Genomic DNA, 17,908 nt, shown 5'->3' with positions numbered 1-17,908 from the left:
TTTCGCACCGCGCCGGCATGCCCGGCCGGATGCCCGCCGTCCCGCCTGCCGGCGGGCTCCCCGGGCCGCGCCCCGGGGCGCGGCCCGTCGCGTGCCCCGCCGGTCGTCGGCGGGACCCGCGACGGTGCGCCGAGCCGCGCACGGCGCTCGCGGCTCGGCACACCCCTCCCGAGCGTCACTCAGCCCGATCGTCACCTGCCCCGACCGTCACGCACCCCCGACCTGAAGCCGGTCGATCCGCCCGGTGCCGTCGCAGAGCGAGCACTGCTCGTGCCCGCCGGTCGTGCCTTCGCCCCGGCACAGCCCGCACCTCAGCAGGGCGCCGAACCGGGGGTCGCGGTAGGTGTGCCGGAACAGCCTGCCGCGGTCGATCTGCCATTCCTGCACCCACGCGAACGCGTCCACCTCCGCGAAGATCGAGACGTCCAGCGCCCGCAGGCAGATGATCAGTAAGCTGCCCGCACCGATCCAGGGACCGCCGCGGACTCCGATGTCGTGCTTCAAGGACCGTCACCTCCTTGAAGGTTCACCCCAGTGGGGCCTCGCTCCTGTTTTACCCTGGTCTGTGCCATAGACGACTGCCATTGGCAATTACCACAGGAATGTACCTCTGGTGGTTACCTTCTGGGATTGCCAGACGATACTGCCGTTTGACTGTTACCATCGCCACGGCCTGGGAAGGCTTCCATGAGCGAGGCGGCAGCCGCCCTGCACCGTCGGGGAAGAAGAGGTGAGCGCCGATGGCCGGCACCAACCCCACCCTGCGCCGCCGGCAGCTCGCCAGCCGCCTGCGCGAGCTCCGCGAACAGGCCGGCAGGAGCATCAAAGAGGCCGCCGAACAGCTCGAATGCTCACCGGCGAAGATCAGCCGGATCGAGACCGCCCAGCGCGGCGCGCTGCCCCGGGACGTGCGCGACCTGTGCCTGTTCTACGGGATGACCGACCAGGCGCAGATCGACGCCCTGATGTCCCTGGCCCGGGAGGCCAAGCAGCAGGTGTGGTGGCAGGAGACGGAGGACGTCGATTTCCGCCCCTTCCTCGGCCTGGAGATCGACGCCACGGCGATCTCGGAGTACGAGACGACGACCGTCCCCGGCCTCCTCCAGACCGAAGACTACGCCCGCGCGGTCATCAAGGGATATCTGCCGAGAATGGCGCAGGACGTTCTGGAAGAACGGGTAACCTACCGGCTCAGGCGCCAAGAACGCCTGCACGGGCCCCATCCGCCGAAATACTGGGTGCTTCTCGACGAATCCGTGCTGCACCGCCATGTGGGCGGAGCCGATGTCATGAGGAAGCAGCTGGAGCACCTCGGAAAGGCCTCCGAGCTGTCCCACGTGACCATCCAGGTGATCCCCTTCACCGTCGGCGCGCACATGGGATTCGACAGTGCTTTCATTTTATTGGAGTTTTCCGATCCCACAATCGGCGACACCGTGTATCTCGACACCCTCATGGGTAGCTTCTACCTGGAGAAAGCCAGAGAGCTCGAACGTTTCAGAGAAACGCTCAACCATCTTCGCGCAGTGGCCCTGAGCCCACAGGAGTCAGCCGTCCACATCGCGAGGGCATACGATAGGTTCGCTGCCTGACCGGCGCATTCCGTCATCCGACCGACAATCCCAACGAATTCCCATGGAGAGACGATGACGTCTTCCAAAACCACTGAGCCCGCCACCCTTCAGTGGCAGGTGTCAAGCCGGTGCAACAACGGCTCCTGCGTGGAAATCGCCCGGCTTCCCGACGGGGGCGTGGGCATGCGCGACAGCAAGAACAAGAGTGGACCGGTCCTGGAGTTCACCACGGCGGAATTCCAGTCTTTCATATACAGCATCAAGGACGGAAAGTTCGACCTGTAGAACCGGCTTCCCACACGGAGGCCTGAGACCTTGAGACGGCGTCGGCGGAGGATCCCGCCGGCGCCGTCTCCTTGTCACCGGCCGGCCGCGGGAGCCGTCCGCGGCGGCGCACCAGGCACTCGCCCCCGGCAATCACAGCGGACGACCACAGGTCCGCGACGTGAAAATAGATTATAATTCTCGCGGCGCGACGCTCTTCCCTGGGAAGAGTTGTCAATCTTTCCGGGAGGAGACGCATGGACAGCGGCTCGCGGTTCCATGGAGCAGTCTGGCGATCCAAGTGCAACAACGGCACCTGCGTCGAAATCGCTTCGCAGGACGGCTGGGTCGGTGTGCGGGACAGCAAGGACGGCGGCACCGGACCCGTCCTGTCGTTCACCCAGGAAGAGTGGAGCGCCTTCGTCAAGGCCGTGAAGAACGGGGCTTTCGACGTTTGACCTCCGCCGCGGGGGTAGTCCGAGCGTTCTCACGAGTGGAGGACGCCAAGGATGGGCGGATTCAAGAAATTCCTGATGAGAGGCAATCTCGTCGAACTCGCCGTGGCGGTGGTGATCGGCGCGACCTTCAGCGGCCTGGTGCAGGCGCTGGTCAAGGATCTGATCACACCGTTGATCGCGGCCATCACCGGAGACGGCGGACCGGACTTCTCGACATATGTTTTCACGGTCAACGGCGCCAAGTTCATGTACGGCGACTTCGTCAACCACCTGCTGACCTTCCTCATCATCGCCTCCGTCGTCTACTGGCTGGTCGTGATGCCGATGACCCGGGTCATCGCCTTCTTCGACCGGGACAAGGAGGCCACCGAGAAGAAGTGCCCGGAGTGCCTCAGCGACCTCCCCGTCGAGGCGAGCCGCTGCGCCTTCTGCACCGTGGAGCTGTCCCGGGTCCGCTCCGCGGACAGACCACCCGCCTGACGGCGGAGACGTGGAGTCCCCGGCTATACCGACGGGGATGTGGACTCCCCCAGTGCCGGCGGGGGCTCAGGGACGGCGGAAGACCGGGACCTGCCGGCCCGCCCGGTCGACCCCCTCCAGCACCACACCGGAGCCGGGCGCCGGCCCTCCTCCGGGACCCCGCACGACGACGAACGGGCCCCGGCCCGTACGGTCCCCGGTGTCCGGGCCCGCCACCTGGATCCGGGCGACGCGGCGGCTGCCCGCGGCCAGGTAGTGCCAGCGGCCCGAGGGGGCCCGCCACCACGTGCCCGCGACCAGGTCGCGGCTGAGGCGGCTGCAGTCCCAGGTGTTCTGCCGGTCTCCGGTGGGGATGGCGCCGGTCCGCCCGCCGGCGGTGACGTACAGGACGGTCCGGGACGCGCTGGTCCCGTCGGCGTGGGTGAAGCGCGCGCACATCCACCGGCCCCTGGCCCCCTCCGGCAGCTCGCCACGCCAGAACTCCCAGGCGGTGGCCGACCGGACCTCGGTGCCGGGCCGCGCCAGCGCGCACCCCAGGCGGGACCACGCGGCGAAGGCGCCCGAGGCGGCGTCCAGCTCGCGCGGGCCGTGCCCGCCGGCGTCGGCCGCCTCCGGGGTCTCGTAGCGGATGCTGCCCGGGGCCAGCTCGCCGAGGTCGACCAGCGTGTAGGGCGTGCCGGGGGCGACGCCGGGCGCCCGCAGCCTCAGCACCGGGCCCCGCCAGCACCTCCCCTCGGCCAGGACGGGGACCGCCGAGGTCACGCCGTCCTCGACCGGGACCCTCCGCCACGACGGGGCCGGGCGGCCCAGCGCCGCCGCGGAGACCTCCTGCACCCAGGGGGGCAGCAGGTAGCGGGCGCCCCGGCCGGACGTCCGGAGCCTCAGGGGTCCGGAGCCGCCGGCCCCGGACCGGGGCTCGGGGAAGACCTGCAGGGAGCGGCCGGCACCGGACTCGCTGTAGCGGGCGATCCGGCCTGGCTCCCGCAGCACCACCACGCGCGCGCCGTCGACCTCTCCGGCGTACAGGAGCTGGGGTCCGGCGGCCGGCGGCCCCGCGGGAGCCCCGTGGAAGACCTCGGCCCGCACCTCGCCCGGCGTGTCCCAGGCCCTGAGCGCCCGCCCGAGCAGGCGTCCGTCCCCGCGCAGGCCGCCACGGGCCTCCCACGCCCCCAGGTCCAGCTCGGTGGTCCTGCGCCAGGCTCCGGCGGGGACCTGGCTGAGCGCCGGCGGCCGGGCGGCGGCCTCGGCTCCCCCGGCCGGGCCGCGCCCGCCGTACAGGCCGGCCAGCAGGAACGCCCCGCCGGCGAGCAGGGCCAGACCCCCGGCGGCGGCGCTCAGGGCGCGCCCGCGCGCGGGTGCGAGACGTCCGTAGACGCGCGCGAGGGTCGGATCGGAGGACGGGGCGCGCAGCGGGCCGAACCCCTTCTCGACCGCGGCGACCGCGGCGACGGCCGCATCGGGGTCCTCGACGCCGCCCCCGGCCAGCGTCTCGCGGACCTCGTCGGGGCCGAGCCCCTCCATCCTGGAGAGCGCGTAGGCGGCGCGGGCCGACGGGGAGAGCCGGTCGACGGCGGCGCTGAAGGCCCGGTCGCCGCCGACCGTCGCGGGGACGACCTCGATCCTCACGCCCCGGCCCGGCAGCCGCCAGGAGCGGTGGCGCAGCGCCCGGCGCAGGACCTCCCGCCGCAGCGCCTCGATGCCGGCGCCGTCGCGGGCGCCGGTGTCCGTGCCGGTTCCGGTTCCGGTTCCGGTTCCGGCGCCGTCGCGGGCGCCGGTGCCGGTGCCGGTGCCGGTGCCGGTGCCGCGCAGCATGACTCGGGTGACCATCCGGTGCGCCAGGACCATCCGGCGCTCGCCGTCGCCGTGCGGGGGCAGCACCAGGTAGGCGAGCCAGACAAGGTCCCGATACGGTCGGGCCAGGGCGGGGTTGCCCCTGATGGACCGTGACACGGCGCCCCCTCCGGATCGGCCACTTCGGGTAATCGCTGAAATACGGTCGGTGAATGATAAGACCGTGCGTCCGGCCGGGGGCGGCGATGTTGGGAAAGCGTCCGTTTAGCCGAGAAAATCACCTGTAGGACGATGAGACCGTGAGTGTAGAACTGGCCGTCTGGCACGAGCCCGAGCCGATCAGCAGACAACGCGCGGAGAGCGTCTTCCAGGCGCTGGGCCGCGGAGAGCCCGGCGCCGCCGAGCCACACCCCGGGGTGGCGGCGTTCGCCGGGCGGCTGGCCGAGGCCGAGCAGGTCTCCCCGGCCCACGCCGTGGTCACCGTGGACCCGGACCGGGCCGACGAGGTCTCGGGCGAGGTCTTCGCCCTGGCCCGCGAGTGCGGGCTGGTCTGCTACGACCCGCAGCGGGGGCTGGTGCACAACCTGGCGCCGCTGGGCGTCTACTCCGGCATGCAGATGCACACCGGCGACGGGATGATCGTGGTCGACCCCGACCTGCGGCTCGTCACCGACGCGCTGGCCACCATGTCGCCGCAGAACCCGTTCACGGCGCTGGTCGTCTTCGGCGAGCACTTCGTCCAGACGTCCCCGGAGATCACCGGCTACGAGCTGGAGTACAAGGACAGCGTCCAGGATCTGATGTTCCGCACGCACGTCCCCGACCTGGAGACGGTCCAGGACGCCTTCGCCGAGTACGCCACCGGCTCGCGGGCCTTCCTCGACCGCCACGACTGGAGCCGCGTCTGAGCCCGCGGCTCCCGTGGCGGAGCGGGACCGGGCCGCCACGGGGGCCGGCGGGTCACTCGCCGGGGAAGTGGACTCCCAGCTGCCCGCGGACCTCGTCCATGATGCCCATCACGTCGAGAGTGGCCTGCCAGGGCACGAGCGGGCTCTCCAGCAGGCCCTCGCGCAGGCAGCGCATGGCCTCGGCGGCCTCGTGCAGCATGCCCGTCCCCTCGTAGGGGATGTGGAAGGTCTCCGGTTCGGCGTCCATGCGGTACAGGGTGAAGGTGTCGGGGCGGAAGAACAGGTGCGGCAGCTCGATCCGGCCCAGCGGGCCGGAGACCGACGCGGTGACCGGGCCGTCGGTGGTGATGCCGCACGACAGCAGCGCCACCGCGCCGCTGTCGTAGCCCAGCAGCATGCCGGTGTTCTCGTCCACGCCCTCGGGGGTCAGCCGGGCCCAGGACCGCACCGCGGCGGGGGCGCCGAGCATGAGATAGGCAAAGGAGATCGGGTAGACGCCCAGGTCGAGCAGGGCGCCGCCGCCCAGCTCGGGGTCGCGGAGCCGGTGGTCCGGCCCGACGTCGAAGGAGGTCCCGAAGTCGGCGTGGACGGCGCCGACCGGGCCGACCGCTCCCCCCTCGACCAGCTCCACGATCTTGCGGATGGCCGGGATGCAGCGCATCCACATGGCCTCCATGAGGAACAGCCTCCGCTCCCGCGCGAAGTCCGTCAGCTTGGCGGCCTGGGCCCGGTTGAGGGTGAAGGGCTTCTCGCACAGTACGGCCTTGCCCGCGCTCAGGCAGGTCAGCACGGCGTCGTAGTGGGCGTTCTGCGTGTTCGCGACGTAGACGATGTCCACCTCGGGATCGGCGGCCAGCTCGGCCCAGCTCCCGTGAGCACGGGGGATGCCGTGCCGGTCGGCGAACGCCCGGGCGGGCTCGGCGGACCTGGAACCGACCGCGACCACCTCGGCGTCCGGCAGGAGCTTCAGGTCCTCGGTGAACGTGGCGGCGATCCCGCCGGTTGCCAGAATTCCCCACTTAATCGTGCTCATGGGGACATATCTCACCATGTATGGCTCCCCTCGGGCACGGCCCGCACCGGAGAACCCGGCGCGGGCCGTACCGGACGGTCAGCCGCGGGTGTCGGCGAGCAGCGCCTTGAGCACCAGGCCGGGGTGGTCGCGCAGCACTCCGCGCATCCGCCACTCGTCGGTGAACAGCGCCAGCAGCTCCCCGTCGATCGCCCGGGTGAAGACCTCCACCCCGCGCTGGCGGGCCAGGACCGGCGCGGACTCGGCGTCGGTGATCCGGGCCAGGCTGAAGTCGAGCCGGTCCATCGCGATCTCGGTGTTGAACTCCCCGGCGAGCCGGTGCTTGACCACGTCGAACTGCATCGGGCCGACCGCCGCGAGCACCGGCGACTGGTCACCCCGGATGTCGGAGCGGAGGACCTGGACGACGCCCTCGGCCTCCATCTGCTCGATGCCCTTGCGGAACTGCTTGGCCCGGCTGGAGTCGCGGCAGCGGGCCGTCCAGAAGTGCTCGGGCGCGAAGCTCGGGATCCTCGGGAACTCGACCGCCGAGCCGTCGTAGAGGGTGTCGCCGGGGCGCAGGGCCGTGGCGTTCACCAGGCCGACCACGTCTCCGGGGAAGGCCTCCTCGATCGTGGCGCGCTCCTGGCCGAAGACCGACTGGGCGTATTTGGTGGCGAAGGGACGTCCGGTCGCCGCGTGGGTCAGCACCATGCCCCGCTCGAACCGGCCCGAGCAGACCCGGACGAAGGCGATCCGGTCGCGGTGCGAGGGGTCCATGTTGGCCTGCACCTTGAAGACCAGGCCGGAGAACGGCTTGTCCAGCGGGCGGGGGTCGTCCTTCACGTCGGGGCGGGGCGCGGGCGCGGGCGCGACGTCGACCATGGCGTCCAGCAGGCGGCCGACGCCGAAGTTGTTCAGGGCGGCGCCGAAGAGCACGGGGGTGGACTCGTGCGCCTCGAACGCCTTCTGGTCGTGGTCGGACCCGATCGCCGACAGCAGGTCGACCTCGTCCTTGGCGCGCTCCCAGTCTTCGCCCAGCTCGGCGAGGGCCTGGTCAGGGGTGAGCTCCGTCTCGATGGCCTTGGTGGCCCCGCCGGGGGTGCGGGTGTAGCGGACCGCCTGGTCGACGACGCGGTCCACCACACCGTGGAAGAAGCCGCCGGTGCCGATCGGCCAGGTGAGCGGGGTGGGCCGCAGGCCGGTCTTCTCCTGGATCTCGTCCAGCAGCTCCAGCGCCTCACGGCCGGGCCGGTCCCACTTGTTGACGAACGTGATGACCGGGATCCGGCGGTGCCGGCAGACCTCGAACAGCTTCAGGGTCTGCGGCTCCATGCCCTTGGCCGCGTCGAGTAGCATGACCGCGCAGTCGACGGCGGCCAGCACACGGTAGGTGTCCTCGGAGAAGTCGGCGTGGCCGGGGGTGTCGACCAGGTTGAACATGTGGCCCCGGTATTCGAACCGGAGAGCGGCGGAGGTGATGGAGATGCCTCGGGCCTTCTCCATGTCCATCCAGTCGGAGGTCACACCGCGGCGGCCGGACTTGCCGTGCACGGCGCCGGCCTCGGTGATCGCCGAGGCGTGCAGCGCCAGCGCCTCGGTCATGGTCGACTTACCGGCGTCGGGGTGGCTGATCACCGCGAACGTGCGGCGCCGTGCCGCCTCCTGGATGATCGCGGTCATTTCCTGGTCTCCTAGCCGTGCGTAAGGTGGGGAGCCCCGCGTCGCGCGGGCCGTCGCAACAGCTTACGCGCCGCCGCGGTTGTCAACAGATGTGGCAACACTTCCCCAGGCCGCTTGCGTCACCATGGTGTTCAGTGGATTGTGGAACAACTCGGTTCGCCCCATGCCCGTCCCAACTGCTCGAAAGCGACTCACTCGTGCAACTCGACGTCCCAGTGGTGTGCAGATGATCACACTTCGCTATGCGGCTGGCTCCGATGTCGGCCGGGTCCGCCAGGGCAACGAGGACGCGGCCTACGCCGGCGCCCGGCTGCTCGCCGTCGCCGACGGGATGGGCGGCCACGTGGGCGGGGAGGTCGCCAGCTCGGCGGCGATCGCCACGGTCGCCGCCCTGGACCATGAGACCCCCGAGGATCTGGTCGCCGCGGCCGAGGCCGGGGTCCGCAGGGCCAACCAGCGCCTGCGCGAACTGGTCGAGCAGGATCCGAGCCTCACCGGCATGGGCACCACGCTGACCCTGATGCTCTGGGACGGGCCGAGGGTCGCCCTGGCCCACATCGGCGACTCCCGCGCCTACCTGCTCCGCAACGGCGATCTCTACCAGATCACCTACGACCACACCCTGGTCCAGACGCTGATGGACGACGGGCGGATCACCGCCGAGGAGGCCGCCCGGCACCCGCACCGGTCGATCCTGCTCCAGGTCCTGGACGGCGGCGAGAACGTCGACCCCGACCTCTCCCTGCGCGACGCCGAGGTAGGCGACCGCTACCTGCTCTGCTCCGACGGCCTGTCCGGGGTGGTCGACGCCGACCGGCTCCGGCACGTGCTCGCCGAGATCGACGACCTCGACGCGGTGACCCGGCGGCTCATCGAGCTCGCCTGCGAGGCCGGCGGCCCCGACAACATCACCTGCGTGGTCGCGGACGTGGTCGAGGGGCCCGGCCCGGACACCCCCGTGGTGGTCGGCTCGGCCTCCCCCTCCTAGGCGGCCGTCCCTCCCCGCAGGCGGCCGTCCCTCCCCGCAGGCGACCGTCCCTCCCAGCCGGCCGCCCCTGCCGCGCGGTCGTCCTTCCCGCGCGGTCGTCCTTCCCGCGCGGCCGTCCTTCCCGCGCGGCCGTCCTTCCCGCGCGGCCGTCCTTCCCGCGCGGCCGTCCTTCCCGCGCGGCCGTCTCGCGCCCGGCGGGCCGTGGCGCCGGATCCTGGCCGTCGGGCGGGGCAGCCGCTATCGTCGGATTCCTCGCGCTCCTCGCCGGTCACCGCTCTGGAGGCATGTCATGTACAAGGAATTCGCCATCGAGGCGATCGTGTGGCTCATCCCCGTCGTGATCCTCGTCGGCCTGGCTTACATGATCACTCGGCCCGCCTGACCTTCTCCCCGTCTCCCCTGCCGCCGTGGGCCCGGAGCGTAGGCCCGGAGCCCCCGGCCCGCTGAATTTTTTTCCGGCATTCTTCATGAGCCGGGAACTATCCCCTTTACCCAATCTTTATGTGTAAGTAGTCAGGCACATGCGCTCGGGGGAGCGCCATTGGGCACGCCCACAGGGGGATATCGCAGGTAAATGGGCCATTTTGTCGATGCCGCATTAGCTTTTCCGACCGTTCTGTTCACATTCCCGCTCGTGGTGATCATCGGTTACTGGCTGCTCGTCGTGTTCGGCGGCGCCGGGTCCGACGGTGACGGCGGGACGGAGTCCGCCGGATCCGGTGGGCTCCTGGGAGGTCTCGGGCTGGGCGGGGTGCCGGCCGTGGTGACCGTGTCGCTGCTGGCCGTCATCGGGTGGTCCGTGAGCCTGGCCGGCGGCGTGCTGTTCAGCGGCGTCCCCGCGCTGACCGGCGTGCTGGTCGCGGCGCTCGCCTGCGCCTGGGCCGGCGCCCGCCTGGCCGTGCGGCCGCTGCGCCGCGCCGCCCGGAGGGGGCGCGGCCCCTCCCGCGCCGACTTCGTGGGCCGGACGTGCGTCATCCGCACAGGCCGGGTGGACGCGGCCTTCGGCCAGGCCGAGGCCACCGCCCCGGACGGTTCTTCCGCTCTCGTTCAAGTCAGGCAGACCGGCGACGACGCTTTCGACGCCGGCGACACCGCCCTGATATTCGCCTACGACTCCGCGGGCGAGTTCTTCTGGGTGATGCCGTACGACGCGGAACTCGACCCCGACCGTCCTATTTAGCCGAAGGACCACATGGACGTCATATCCACCGGATTCGGCATCCTCCTCGCCGTCATCCTCCTCATCGTCATCGGTCTGCTGTTCGCCGCCGGCCGCCTGTTCAACAAGGTCGAGCAGGGCAAGGCGCTGATCGTCTCCAAAATCAACTCGGTGGACGTCACCTTCACCGGGGCGATCGTGCTGCCCGTGTTCCACAGGTCCGAGATCATGGACATCTCGGTGAAGACCATCGAGATCGAACGGACCGGCCGCGAGGGCCTGATCTGCCGGGACAACATCCGGGCCGACATCCGGATCACTTTCTTCGTCCGGGTCAACAAGACCGCCGAAGACGTCGTCAAGGTCGCCCAGGCCATCGGCACCGCCCGGGCCAGCGACCAGGAGACGCTGCAGGAGCTGTTCAACGCCAAGTTCTCCGAGGCGCTCAAGACCGTCGGCAAGCAGCTCGACTTCGTCGACCTCTACACCCAGCGCGACCACTTCCGCGACCAGATCATCCAGGTCATCGGCACCGACCTGAACGGCTACAGCCTTGAGGACGCGGCCATCGACTACCTGGAGCAGACCTCGCTGCTCTCCCTCGACAAGGACAACATCCTCGACGCGCAGGGCATCAGGAAGATCACCGAGCTGACCGCGATCGAGCACGTGCGGACCAACGAGTTCCAGCGGCACGAGGAGAAGGAGATCACCCGCCAGAACGTGGACGCGCGCGAGGCCATCCTCGAACTGGAGCGCCGCCAGGCCGACGCGGAGGCCAAGCAGCGGCGCGAGGTCGAGACCGTGCGCGCCCGCGAGGAGGCGGAGGTCGCCAAGGTGCAGGCCGAGGAGCGGCTCAAGGCGCTGGCCGCCGGTCTGCGCACCGACGAGCAGCTCGGCATCCAGCACGAGAACCAGGCCCGCGAGATCGCCGTGGCGGCGAAGAACCGCGAGCGGGTGATCGCCATCGAGTCCGAGCGGATCGAGAAGGACCGCATGCTGGAGGTGATCTCCCGCGAGCGGGAGACCGAACTGTCGCGCATCGCCAAGGACAAGGAGCTCGAAGGTGAGAGGCGCTCCATCGCCGAGGTGATCCGGGAGCGGATCGCGGTGGAGAAGACGGTCGCCGAGCAGGAGGAGAACATCAAGCGCCTGCGCGTGGTCGAGGAGGCCGAGCGGACCCGCCAGGCCGTGATCATCCAGGCCGAGGCCGAGGCTCAGGAGAGCCTGGTCAAGGACATCAAGGCGGCCGAGGCGGCCGAGGCGGCGTCCCGGCACAGGGCGCGCGAGGCGCTGGTGCTGGCCGAGTCGCGGCAGCAGGCCGCCGAGCTCGACGCCCGCGCCAAGATCCGCCTGGCCGAGGGCGTGCAGGCCGAGGCGGCCGCGGCCGGCCTGGCCGAGGTGCAGGTGCGCGAGCGGGACGCCGCGGCGATCGAGCAGGTCGGCCGGGCCGAGGCCGCGGTCGAGCGGGAGAAGGCACTGGCGCTGGCCGAGGGCGAGCAGGCCAGGGCGCTCGCCGCGGCGGTGGGCGTGCGGGAGCGGCTCAAGGCCGAGGCCGAGGGCGAGCAGGCCATGGCCCTCGCGGCCGCCTCGGCCGTCGGCGAGAAGCTCAAGGCCGAGGCGGAGGGCCTGACCCAGAAGGCGGCGGCGATGGCCGCGCTGGACGACGCGACCCGCGCCCACGAGGAGTACCGGCTGCGGCTGGAGGCGGACAAGGAGATCCGTCTCGCCGGGGTGGACGTCCAGCTCAAGGTCGCCGAGGCGCAGGCGGCCGTGCTGTCGGCGGGGCTGGCCAAGGCCAACATCGACATCGTCGGCGGCGACAGCGTGTTCTTCGACCGGCTGATGGGCTCGATCACCATGGGCAAGACCGTGGACGGCTTCGTGCGGCACTCCGACGTCACCCAGGCGCTGGCCGGGCCGTACCTGGACGGCTCGCAGAGCCTGCCCGCCGACCTGACCAGGATGCTCGGCTCGCTCGGCACCGCCGGCGTGCGTGACCTCTCCCTCTCCGCCCTGCTGGTGAAGCTGCTCGATTCGGGCGGGGCCGACGCGGACAGGCTGCGTGACCTGCTGGGCGCCGCGCAGGAAACCGCCGCTCCCCCGGTCCCCTCTGACGCCCAGGTCGCCGCCGAGGCCCCGGTCGCCGCCCTCAACTCCGGCACGCGGTGACGGCCCCCGTGACAGAGGCCGCGACAGAGGCCGCGACAGGGGACGCGGCAGGGGCCGTCGACGCTCCGGACAGCCGCGCCGGGCTGGACGCGGGCACCTACGAGGTGCTCCGCGCCCGGCTCGCCGAGCAGGCGACCGAACTGGCCCGGCGGGCCGACGCGCTCAACACCCGGCGCATCGAGGTCTTCGGCGGGACCGAGCTCCGGCTCGTCGGCACCGAGCGGATCCGCACCGAGAACAACTGCGTCCCCCGCGACATCGTGGCGCTCGGCGGGGCCACGGGCCCGCGCGAGGGGTCCGGGGGCGAGCCGGCGGGCGGGCGCGACCACCGGCAGGGGCTCATCCTGTTCGGCTACAACGTGTTCATGGGGCTGAAGCCCGAGACGGCCGTCGGCGACGTCTTCTCCGTGCACACGTTCGTGCGGGACACGACGGAATCCGGAGGCGGCCCGGACACCGGCGGGTTCCGGTTCGACCCCGCACCGCTGCCCCGCCATCCGCAGTTCGAGCGGGACTTCGCCGAGCTCTACCGCTACTACCGGGGAACCCGGCTGCTCCGGCTGCGCCGGGTCGAGGGCAAGATGCTGGCCGTTTTCCAGACCGGCCCGCAGGACACCCGCGTGCTGCGCTGGCGGGTCGAGACGGACGGCGCGCTCACCTACATCGACGACCGGGGCGAGCGCGACAACGTGTTTCCGCCCTCGCACGACTTCGAGTGGCTGCCGGCCACCCGCGACGACCACGTGCTCGGCCGCCACCCGCACATCTCGATCCAGGGCGAGGTATTCGTCGAGACCGTCGGCGGCGACCTCACCATCAAGATCGAGAACAACACCGAGACCGGTGAGGGCGTCTACCGCGAGCCGGTCGCCGAGCCGCTGCAGAGCCTCGCCGACGCCGACGTGCACCACGCCAGGATCGGCCCGCTGATCCTGCTGCGCATCCGGCCCTACAACGAGACCGAGTGGCGGCACCTGGTCTTCAACACCAGGACCAAGGGCGTGGTCCGCCTCGACGGCATCGGCCAGGCCTGCCGGCGCCTCCCCGAGGACCAGGGGATCGTCTTCCCCGGCGGCTACCACCTGTCCACCGGGGGCGGCAAGACCTTCGACACCGACGTCTCCGGTCTGGAGTTCGAGCGGGTCATCCGCTCGGCCAACGGCGAGGACGTGCTCTACGTCTTCCACGGCGGCGCCGAGGGCCGGTCGCTGCTGCTGCCGTACAACGTGATCCGCAAGCAGGTCTCCACGCCCCTGTCCTGCCACGGCTACTCGCTGTTCGACGACGGCACGCTGATCCTGTTCAAGGCGACCTCCGACGAGCCCTCCCGGGTCCACCCGATGCAGGTCTGGCAGACGCCGTACGTGTCGGACGTCCACGCCGCCGCCCAGCCGGCCGGTACCGGACCGCTGGAGCGGATCGGCAACGCGGAACTGGTGCGCGGGATCTCCGACTGCCTGTCGACGGCTCGGATGGTCGAGGAGATGGCGCCGTCGGCCCCGGTCTTCGAAGCGCTGATCGCGGCCTGCGCCCGGACCTTCGACCACTACCACTGGCTGGGCGAGCACGGGCTGCGAGGACCGCTCGCCGAGGTGCGGGCGACCGCCGAGCAGGTGCTGGAGGAGTTCGAGAAGGTCCGGTCGCTCACCGAGCAGGCTGCGACCGCGCTGGAGGCCGCCGCCGGACAGATCACCTCCCTGGTACGGCGGGCGCACGCGCAGGCGCCCCGTTCCGCCCAGGAATGGATCACCCACCTCGCTGGGCTGCGCCGGGCCCGGGGGCATCTGGTGACCTTGCGCGAGCTGCGTCACGTGGACACCGGCCGGGTCGACGGGCTGGGCGCGGAGCTCGACGCCGAACTCGACGCCGCCGCGCGGCGGGCGGCCGACTTCCTGCGGGGAGAAGACGCGTTCGCGGGCTACCACGCGGAAGTCGAGCGGCTGGTCTCCGACGCCGGGACCATCGCGACCGTGGCCGAGGCCGAGCCGATCGGCGAGCGGCTGGCCGGGCAGGCGCAGGGCCTGGAGGTCGTGGTCGAGGTGGTCGGCACGCTCGACATCGCCGACGCGACCGCGCGGACCGCGATCCTGGAGCGGGTCGGCGAGGTGCTCGGCGGGCTCAACCGCGCCCGCGCCACGCTGGACGCGCGGCGCGCGGAGCTGCTGGCCGGCGAGGGACGGGCGGCGTTCGCGGCCGAGTTCGCGTTGCTGGGTCAGGCGATCACCGGGGCGCTGGCGACGGCCGACACCCCCGAGCGCTGCGACGAACAGCTCGGCCGGCTGATGCTCCAGCTGGAGGGCCTGGAGTCACGCTTCGCCGAGTTCGACGACTTCCTGGCCCAGCTGGCGGCCAAGCGGGAGGACGTCTACGAGGCGTTCTCCTCGCGGCGGCAGGCGCTGCTGGACGAGCGCGCCCGCAGAGCCGACCGGCTGGCCGAATCCGCCGCCAGGATCCTGACCGGAGTGCGCCGCCGGGCGGCCGGGCTCGGATCGCTCGACGAGGTCAACACCTACTTCGGCTCCGATCCGATGGTCGTCAAGCTGCGCGGCGTGGCCGGGGAACTGCGCGCGCTGGGCGACCAGGTCCGGGCCGAGGAGCTCGAAGGCCGGGTCAAATCCGCCCGGCAGGAGGCGGGCCGCACCCTGCGCGACCGGCTCGACCTGTATGCCGACGGTGGCGAGACGATCCGCCTGGGACGGCACCGGTTCGCGGTCAACGCCCAGGCGGCCGACCTCACGCTGGTGCCGCACAGGGGCGGGATGGCCTTCGCCGTCACCGGGACCGACTACCGCTCGCCGGTGCGCGACGAGACCTTCGCCGAGACCCTGCCGTTCTGGAACCAGTCGCTGGTCTCGGAGACGGCCGAGGTCTACCGGGGCGAGCACCTGGCCGCCTCCGTCCTGGCCGCCGCCGAGGCCGGCGCGCTGAGCGTGGGCGGGGCAGTCCTCTCCCTCGACGCGCTGCACGAGGCGGCGGTGGCCGAGGACGGACTGCTGGAGATCGTCCGCCGGGTGGCGGAGACCCGTTACGACGAGGGCTACGAGCGGGGCGTCCACGACCACGACGCCGCCGCGATCCTCGACGCCCTGCTGCGCCTGCGCGCGGGCGCGGGCCTGCTGCGCTATCCCCCGGCGGCGAGGGCCGCGGCCCAGCTCTTCTGGACCTTCGGCGCGGACGAGTCCTCCCGCGCGGCATGGACCACCCGGGCGGTCTCGCTGGCGCGGGCGCGCACCCTGTTCGGCCGGGTGGACTCGGTAGAGGAGAGCCGCGGCGCGCTGGGCTCGGCCGTCTCGGCCTTCATGCGGGGCCTCCTCGGCGACGGGACGCGGGGCGCGGCGGCCGGAGGCGGCCGGGCGGCGGGTACGACCACCGGAGGCGGCCGGGCGGCGGGCGCTGCGGCCCGTACCGGCCACTCGCCCGGGGAGGAGAACCGGGGCGAGGGCGGGGGCCTGGCGAGCGCGACCGGGCGGTACGACGAGAAGGTCTTCGACCTCGCCGGGGAATACCTCTTCGAGGAGCTGGCCGGCGGACCGTCCGGGTTCGTGACGAGCGCGGGGGCGCGGTCGCTGCTGGAGCGGTTCGATCGGGCGCTGGGGACGACGCGTCAGGAGTTCGACGACGACCTGCGGGCGCTCGGAGACGACCTCGCCGGGCGGTACCGGCTGGCCGAGGCGTGGCTCGGGGCGTTCGAGCGGTCGGCCGAGCTGCCCGAGGCGGTGGCCGTACGGCTGTGCGAGGTGCCCCGGCACGACTCCTCGGCGGCCCTGACCACCACGGTCGAGGGCCTGCTCGGCACGCATCCGCGGATCGCCGAGCGCAGGCTCGACCTGCGCCTGGACGAGTTCCTGGGCCGGACCCGGCACTTCCGTGAGCACCGCGTCCCCGCCTACCGGGCCTACCAGAGGCGACGCAACGATCTGGTCGCCGCGGAACGGGCGCGTCTGCGCCTGGAGGAGTACCGGCCGAAGGTGATGAGCGCCTTCGTCCGTAACGAACTCCTTGACGAGGTCTATCTCCCGCTCATCGGCGACAACCTGGCCAGGCAGATCGGCGCGGCCGGTGACGCCAGACGGACCGACCAGATGGGCATGCTGCTGCTCATCTCGCCGCCCGGCTACGGCAAGACCACCCTCATGGAGTATGTGGCCAACCGGCTCGGCCTGATGTTCGTGAAGGTCAACGGTCCCGCCCTGGGGCATCTGGTAACCTCGGTCGACCCGGAGCGGGCGCCCGACGCGGCGGCCCGCCAGGAGGTCGAGAAGATCTCGTTCGCCCTGGAGATGGGCAACAACGTGCTGCTCTACCTCGACGACATCCAGCACACCTCCCCCGAGCTGCTGCAGAAGTTCGTCTCGCTGTGCGACGGCCAGCGGCGGATGGAGGGCGTCTGGGACGGCGAGGCCCGCACCTACGACCTGCGCGGCAAGCGCTTCGCGGTCTGCATGGCGGGCAACCCGTACACCGAGTCCGGTCAACGCTTCCGCATCCCCGACATGCTCGCCAACCGCGCCGACGTGTGGAACCTCGGTGAGGTGCTGTCCGGCAGGGAGGAGCTGTTCGCGCTGAGCTACATCGACAACGCGCTGACCTCCAACCCCGTCCTCGCACCGCTGTCCACCCGGGATCGGGGCGACATCCGCCTGCTGGTACGGCTGGCGCAGGGCGACCCGTCCGCCCGGGCCGACCGGCTCTCCCATCCGTACTCCTCCGTGGAGCTCGACGAGGTGCTCGCGGTCCTGCGCGGGCTGCTGCGCCTCCAGCGGGTCGTGCTGGCCGGCAACCGGGCCTACATCGCCTCGGCCGCCCAGTCCGACGCGTCCAGGACCGAACCGCCGTTCCTGCTGCAGGGGTCCTACCGGAACATGAACAAGCTCGCCGCCAGGGTCGTCCCGGTCATGAACGACGCCGAACTGGAGGCCGTGATCGACGACCACTACCTCGGCGAGGCCCGGGCCCTCACCTCCGGCGCCGAGGCCAACCTGCTCAAGCTGGCCGAGCTGCGGGGCACCATGACGGCCGGGCAGGCCGGGCGGTGGGCCGAGGTGAAGGCGGCCTACCTGCGCGAGCGGGCACTCGGCGGCGCCGGGGACGACCCGGTGGCCAGGGCGGTCGGCGCGGTCGGCCTGCTGGCCGACCGGGTGAGCACGGCCATCGAGCAGGCCGCCGACCGCCTGGCCCCCGAGCCGTGAATCCGGCTGCCCGGGTACGGGAGCCGGCCCCGTACCCGGGCAGTGATCGGTACCTGTCACATGGCCGATGTCCTCCGATCGGACCGGCCGCCCGGGAACGAGGATTCCCAGGTCGACCCGGGAATCCTCGTGGCGGCCCTAGTGGAGGGCGGTGGCGCGGTCCAGAGCGGGCGGCGTCACCGTCGCCTCGCCGGCGAGATGGGCGCGGAACGCCTCGTAGTCACGGCTGC

Annotated in this window: 13 protein-coding genes; 9 read left to right on the top strand and 4 right to left on the bottom strand. The window is 71.7% G+C overall.

The window, feature by feature from the left end:
- Window positions 1-207: 207 nt before the first annotated feature.
- Window positions 208-504, bottom strand: coding sequence for a hypothetical protein (locus ACZ6R6_RS32435; RefSeq protein WP_470099802.1), 297 nt, complete (start codon window positions 502-504; stop codon window positions 208-210).
- A gap of 236 nt (window positions 505-740) precedes the next feature.
- Between ACZ6R6_RS32435 and ACZ6R6_RS32430 the strand changes: the two genes are divergently transcribed.
- From ACZ6R6_RS32430 to mscL, 4 genes are all read left to right on the top strand, one after another.
- Entirely contained in the window at window positions 741-1,592 is an 852-nt protein-coding gene (locus tag ACZ6R6_RS32430) for a helix-turn-helix domain-containing protein (protein WP_470099800.1), read from the top strand.
- 54 nt (window positions 1,593-1,646) lie between these two features.
- Complete coding sequence (locus ACZ6R6_RS32425; RefSeq protein ID WP_470099798.1) at window positions 1,647-1,859, top strand: DUF397 domain-containing protein; 213 nt, start codon at window positions 1,647-1,649, stop codon at window positions 1,857-1,859.
- Between the two features lie 236 nt (window positions 1,860-2,095).
- Window positions 2,096-2,296, top strand: a complete 201-nt coding sequence (locus tag ACZ6R6_RS32420; RefSeq protein WP_470099796.1) for a DUF397 domain-containing protein — start codon at window positions 2,096-2,098, stop codon at window positions 2,294-2,296.
- Between the two features lie 51 nt (window positions 2,297-2,347).
- Window positions 2,348-2,776, top strand: a complete 429-nt coding sequence (gene mscL / locus ACZ6R6_RS32415) for a large conductance mechanosensitive channel protein MscL (RefSeq protein WP_470099794.1) — start codon at window positions 2,348-2,350, stop codon at window positions 2,774-2,776.
- Window positions 2,777-2,842: 66 nt separating this feature from the next.
- On the opposite strand, the gene ACZ6R6_RS32410 is transcribed toward mscL, so the two are convergent.
- Complete coding sequence (locus ACZ6R6_RS32410; RefSeq protein WP_470099792.1) at window positions 2,843-4,726, bottom strand: hypothetical protein; 1,884 nt, start codon at window positions 4,724-4,726, stop codon at window positions 2,843-2,845.
- 140 nt (window positions 4,727-4,866) lie between these two features.
- Here ACZ6R6_RS32410 and ACZ6R6_RS32405 point away from each other — a divergent pair, with 140 nt between their 5' ends.
- Window positions 4,867-5,475, top strand: coding sequence for a hypothetical protein (locus tag ACZ6R6_RS32405; RefSeq protein WP_470099790.1), 609 nt, complete (start codon window positions 4,867-4,869; stop codon window positions 5,473-5,475).
- A gap of 52 nt (window positions 5,476-5,527) precedes the next feature.
- On the opposite strand, the gene ACZ6R6_RS32400 is transcribed toward ACZ6R6_RS32405, so the two are convergent.
- Window positions 5,528-6,508, bottom strand: coding sequence for a Gfo/Idh/MocA family protein (locus ACZ6R6_RS32400; RefSeq protein WP_470099788.1), 981 nt, complete (start codon window positions 6,506-6,508; stop codon window positions 5,528-5,530).
- Window positions 6,509-6,586: 78 nt separating this feature from the next.
- Complete coding sequence (locus ACZ6R6_RS32395; RefSeq protein ID WP_306858622.1) at window positions 6,587-8,170, bottom strand: peptide chain release factor 3; 1,584 nt, start codon at window positions 8,168-8,170, stop codon at window positions 6,587-6,589.
- Window positions 8,171-8,396: 226 nt separating this feature from the next.
- Between ACZ6R6_RS32395 and ACZ6R6_RS32390 the strand changes: the two genes are divergently transcribed.
- The 4 genes from ACZ6R6_RS32390 to ACZ6R6_RS32375 all read left to right on the top strand — a co-directional run bounded on the left by ACZ6R6_RS32390 (window position 8,397) and on the right by ACZ6R6_RS32375 (window position 17,678).
- Complete coding sequence (locus ACZ6R6_RS32390) at window positions 8,397-9,158, top strand: PP2C family protein-serine/threonine phosphatase (protein WP_470099786.1); 762 nt, start codon at window positions 8,397-8,399, stop codon at window positions 9,156-9,158.
- Window positions 9,159-9,792: 634 nt separating this feature from the next.
- A complete protein-coding gene (locus ACZ6R6_RS32385) occupies window positions 9,793-10,338 on the top strand; it encodes a hypothetical protein (protein ID WP_470099784.1) in 546 nt (181 codons plus the stop codon).
- A 12-nt stretch (window positions 10,339-10,350) separates the two neighbouring features.
- A complete protein-coding gene (locus ACZ6R6_RS32380) occupies window positions 10,351-12,489 on the top strand; it encodes an SPFH domain-containing protein (protein ID WP_470099782.1) in 2,139 nt (712 codons plus the stop codon).
- An 8-nt stretch (window positions 12,490-12,497) separates the two neighbouring features.
- Entirely contained in the window at window positions 12,498-17,678 is a 5,181-nt protein-coding gene (locus tag ACZ6R6_RS32375) for a DNA repair ATPase (RefSeq protein ID WP_470099780.1), read from the top strand.
- Window positions 17,679-17,908: the final 230 nt, after the last annotated feature.

The sequence above is a fragment of the Streptosporangium sp. NPDC048886 genome (assembly GCF_055586905.1).
This window is presented reverse-complemented; position numbering and strand designations above follow the sequence as displayed.

Excerpts from the sequence above, each read along its gene's own strand:
- ACZ6R6_RS32430 (WP_470099800.1), top strand. The coding sequence starts at position 741 with ATGGCCGGCACCAACCCCACCCTGCGCCGCCGGCAGCTCGCCAGCCGC.
- ACZ6R6_RS32425 (WP_470099798.1), top strand. The coding sequence starts at position 1,647 with ATGACGTCTTCCAAAACCACTGAGCCCGCCACCCTTCAGTGGCAGGTG.
- ACZ6R6_RS32420 (WP_470099796.1), top strand. The coding sequence starts at position 2,096 with ATGGACAGCGGCTCGCGGTTCCATGGAGCAGTCTGGCGATCCAAGTGC.
- mscL (WP_470099794.1), top strand. The coding sequence starts at position 2,348 with ATGGGCGGATTCAAGAAATTCCTGATGAGAGGCAATCTCGTCGAACTC.
- ACZ6R6_RS32400 (WP_470099788.1), bottom strand. The coding sequence starts at position 6,508 with ATGAGCACGATTAAGTGGGGAATTCTGGCAACCGGCGGGATCGCCGCC.
- ACZ6R6_RS32395 (WP_306858622.1), bottom strand. The coding sequence starts at position 8,170 with ATGACCGCGATCATCCAGGAGGCGGCACGGCGCCGCACGTTCGCGGTG.
- ACZ6R6_RS32390 (WP_470099786.1), top strand. The coding sequence starts at position 8,397 with ATGATCACACTTCGCTATGCGGCTGGCTCCGATGTCGGCCGGGTCCGC.
- ACZ6R6_RS32380 (WP_470099782.1), top strand. The coding sequence starts at position 10,351 with ATGGACGTCATATCCACCGGATTCGGCATCCTCCTCGCCGTCATCCTC.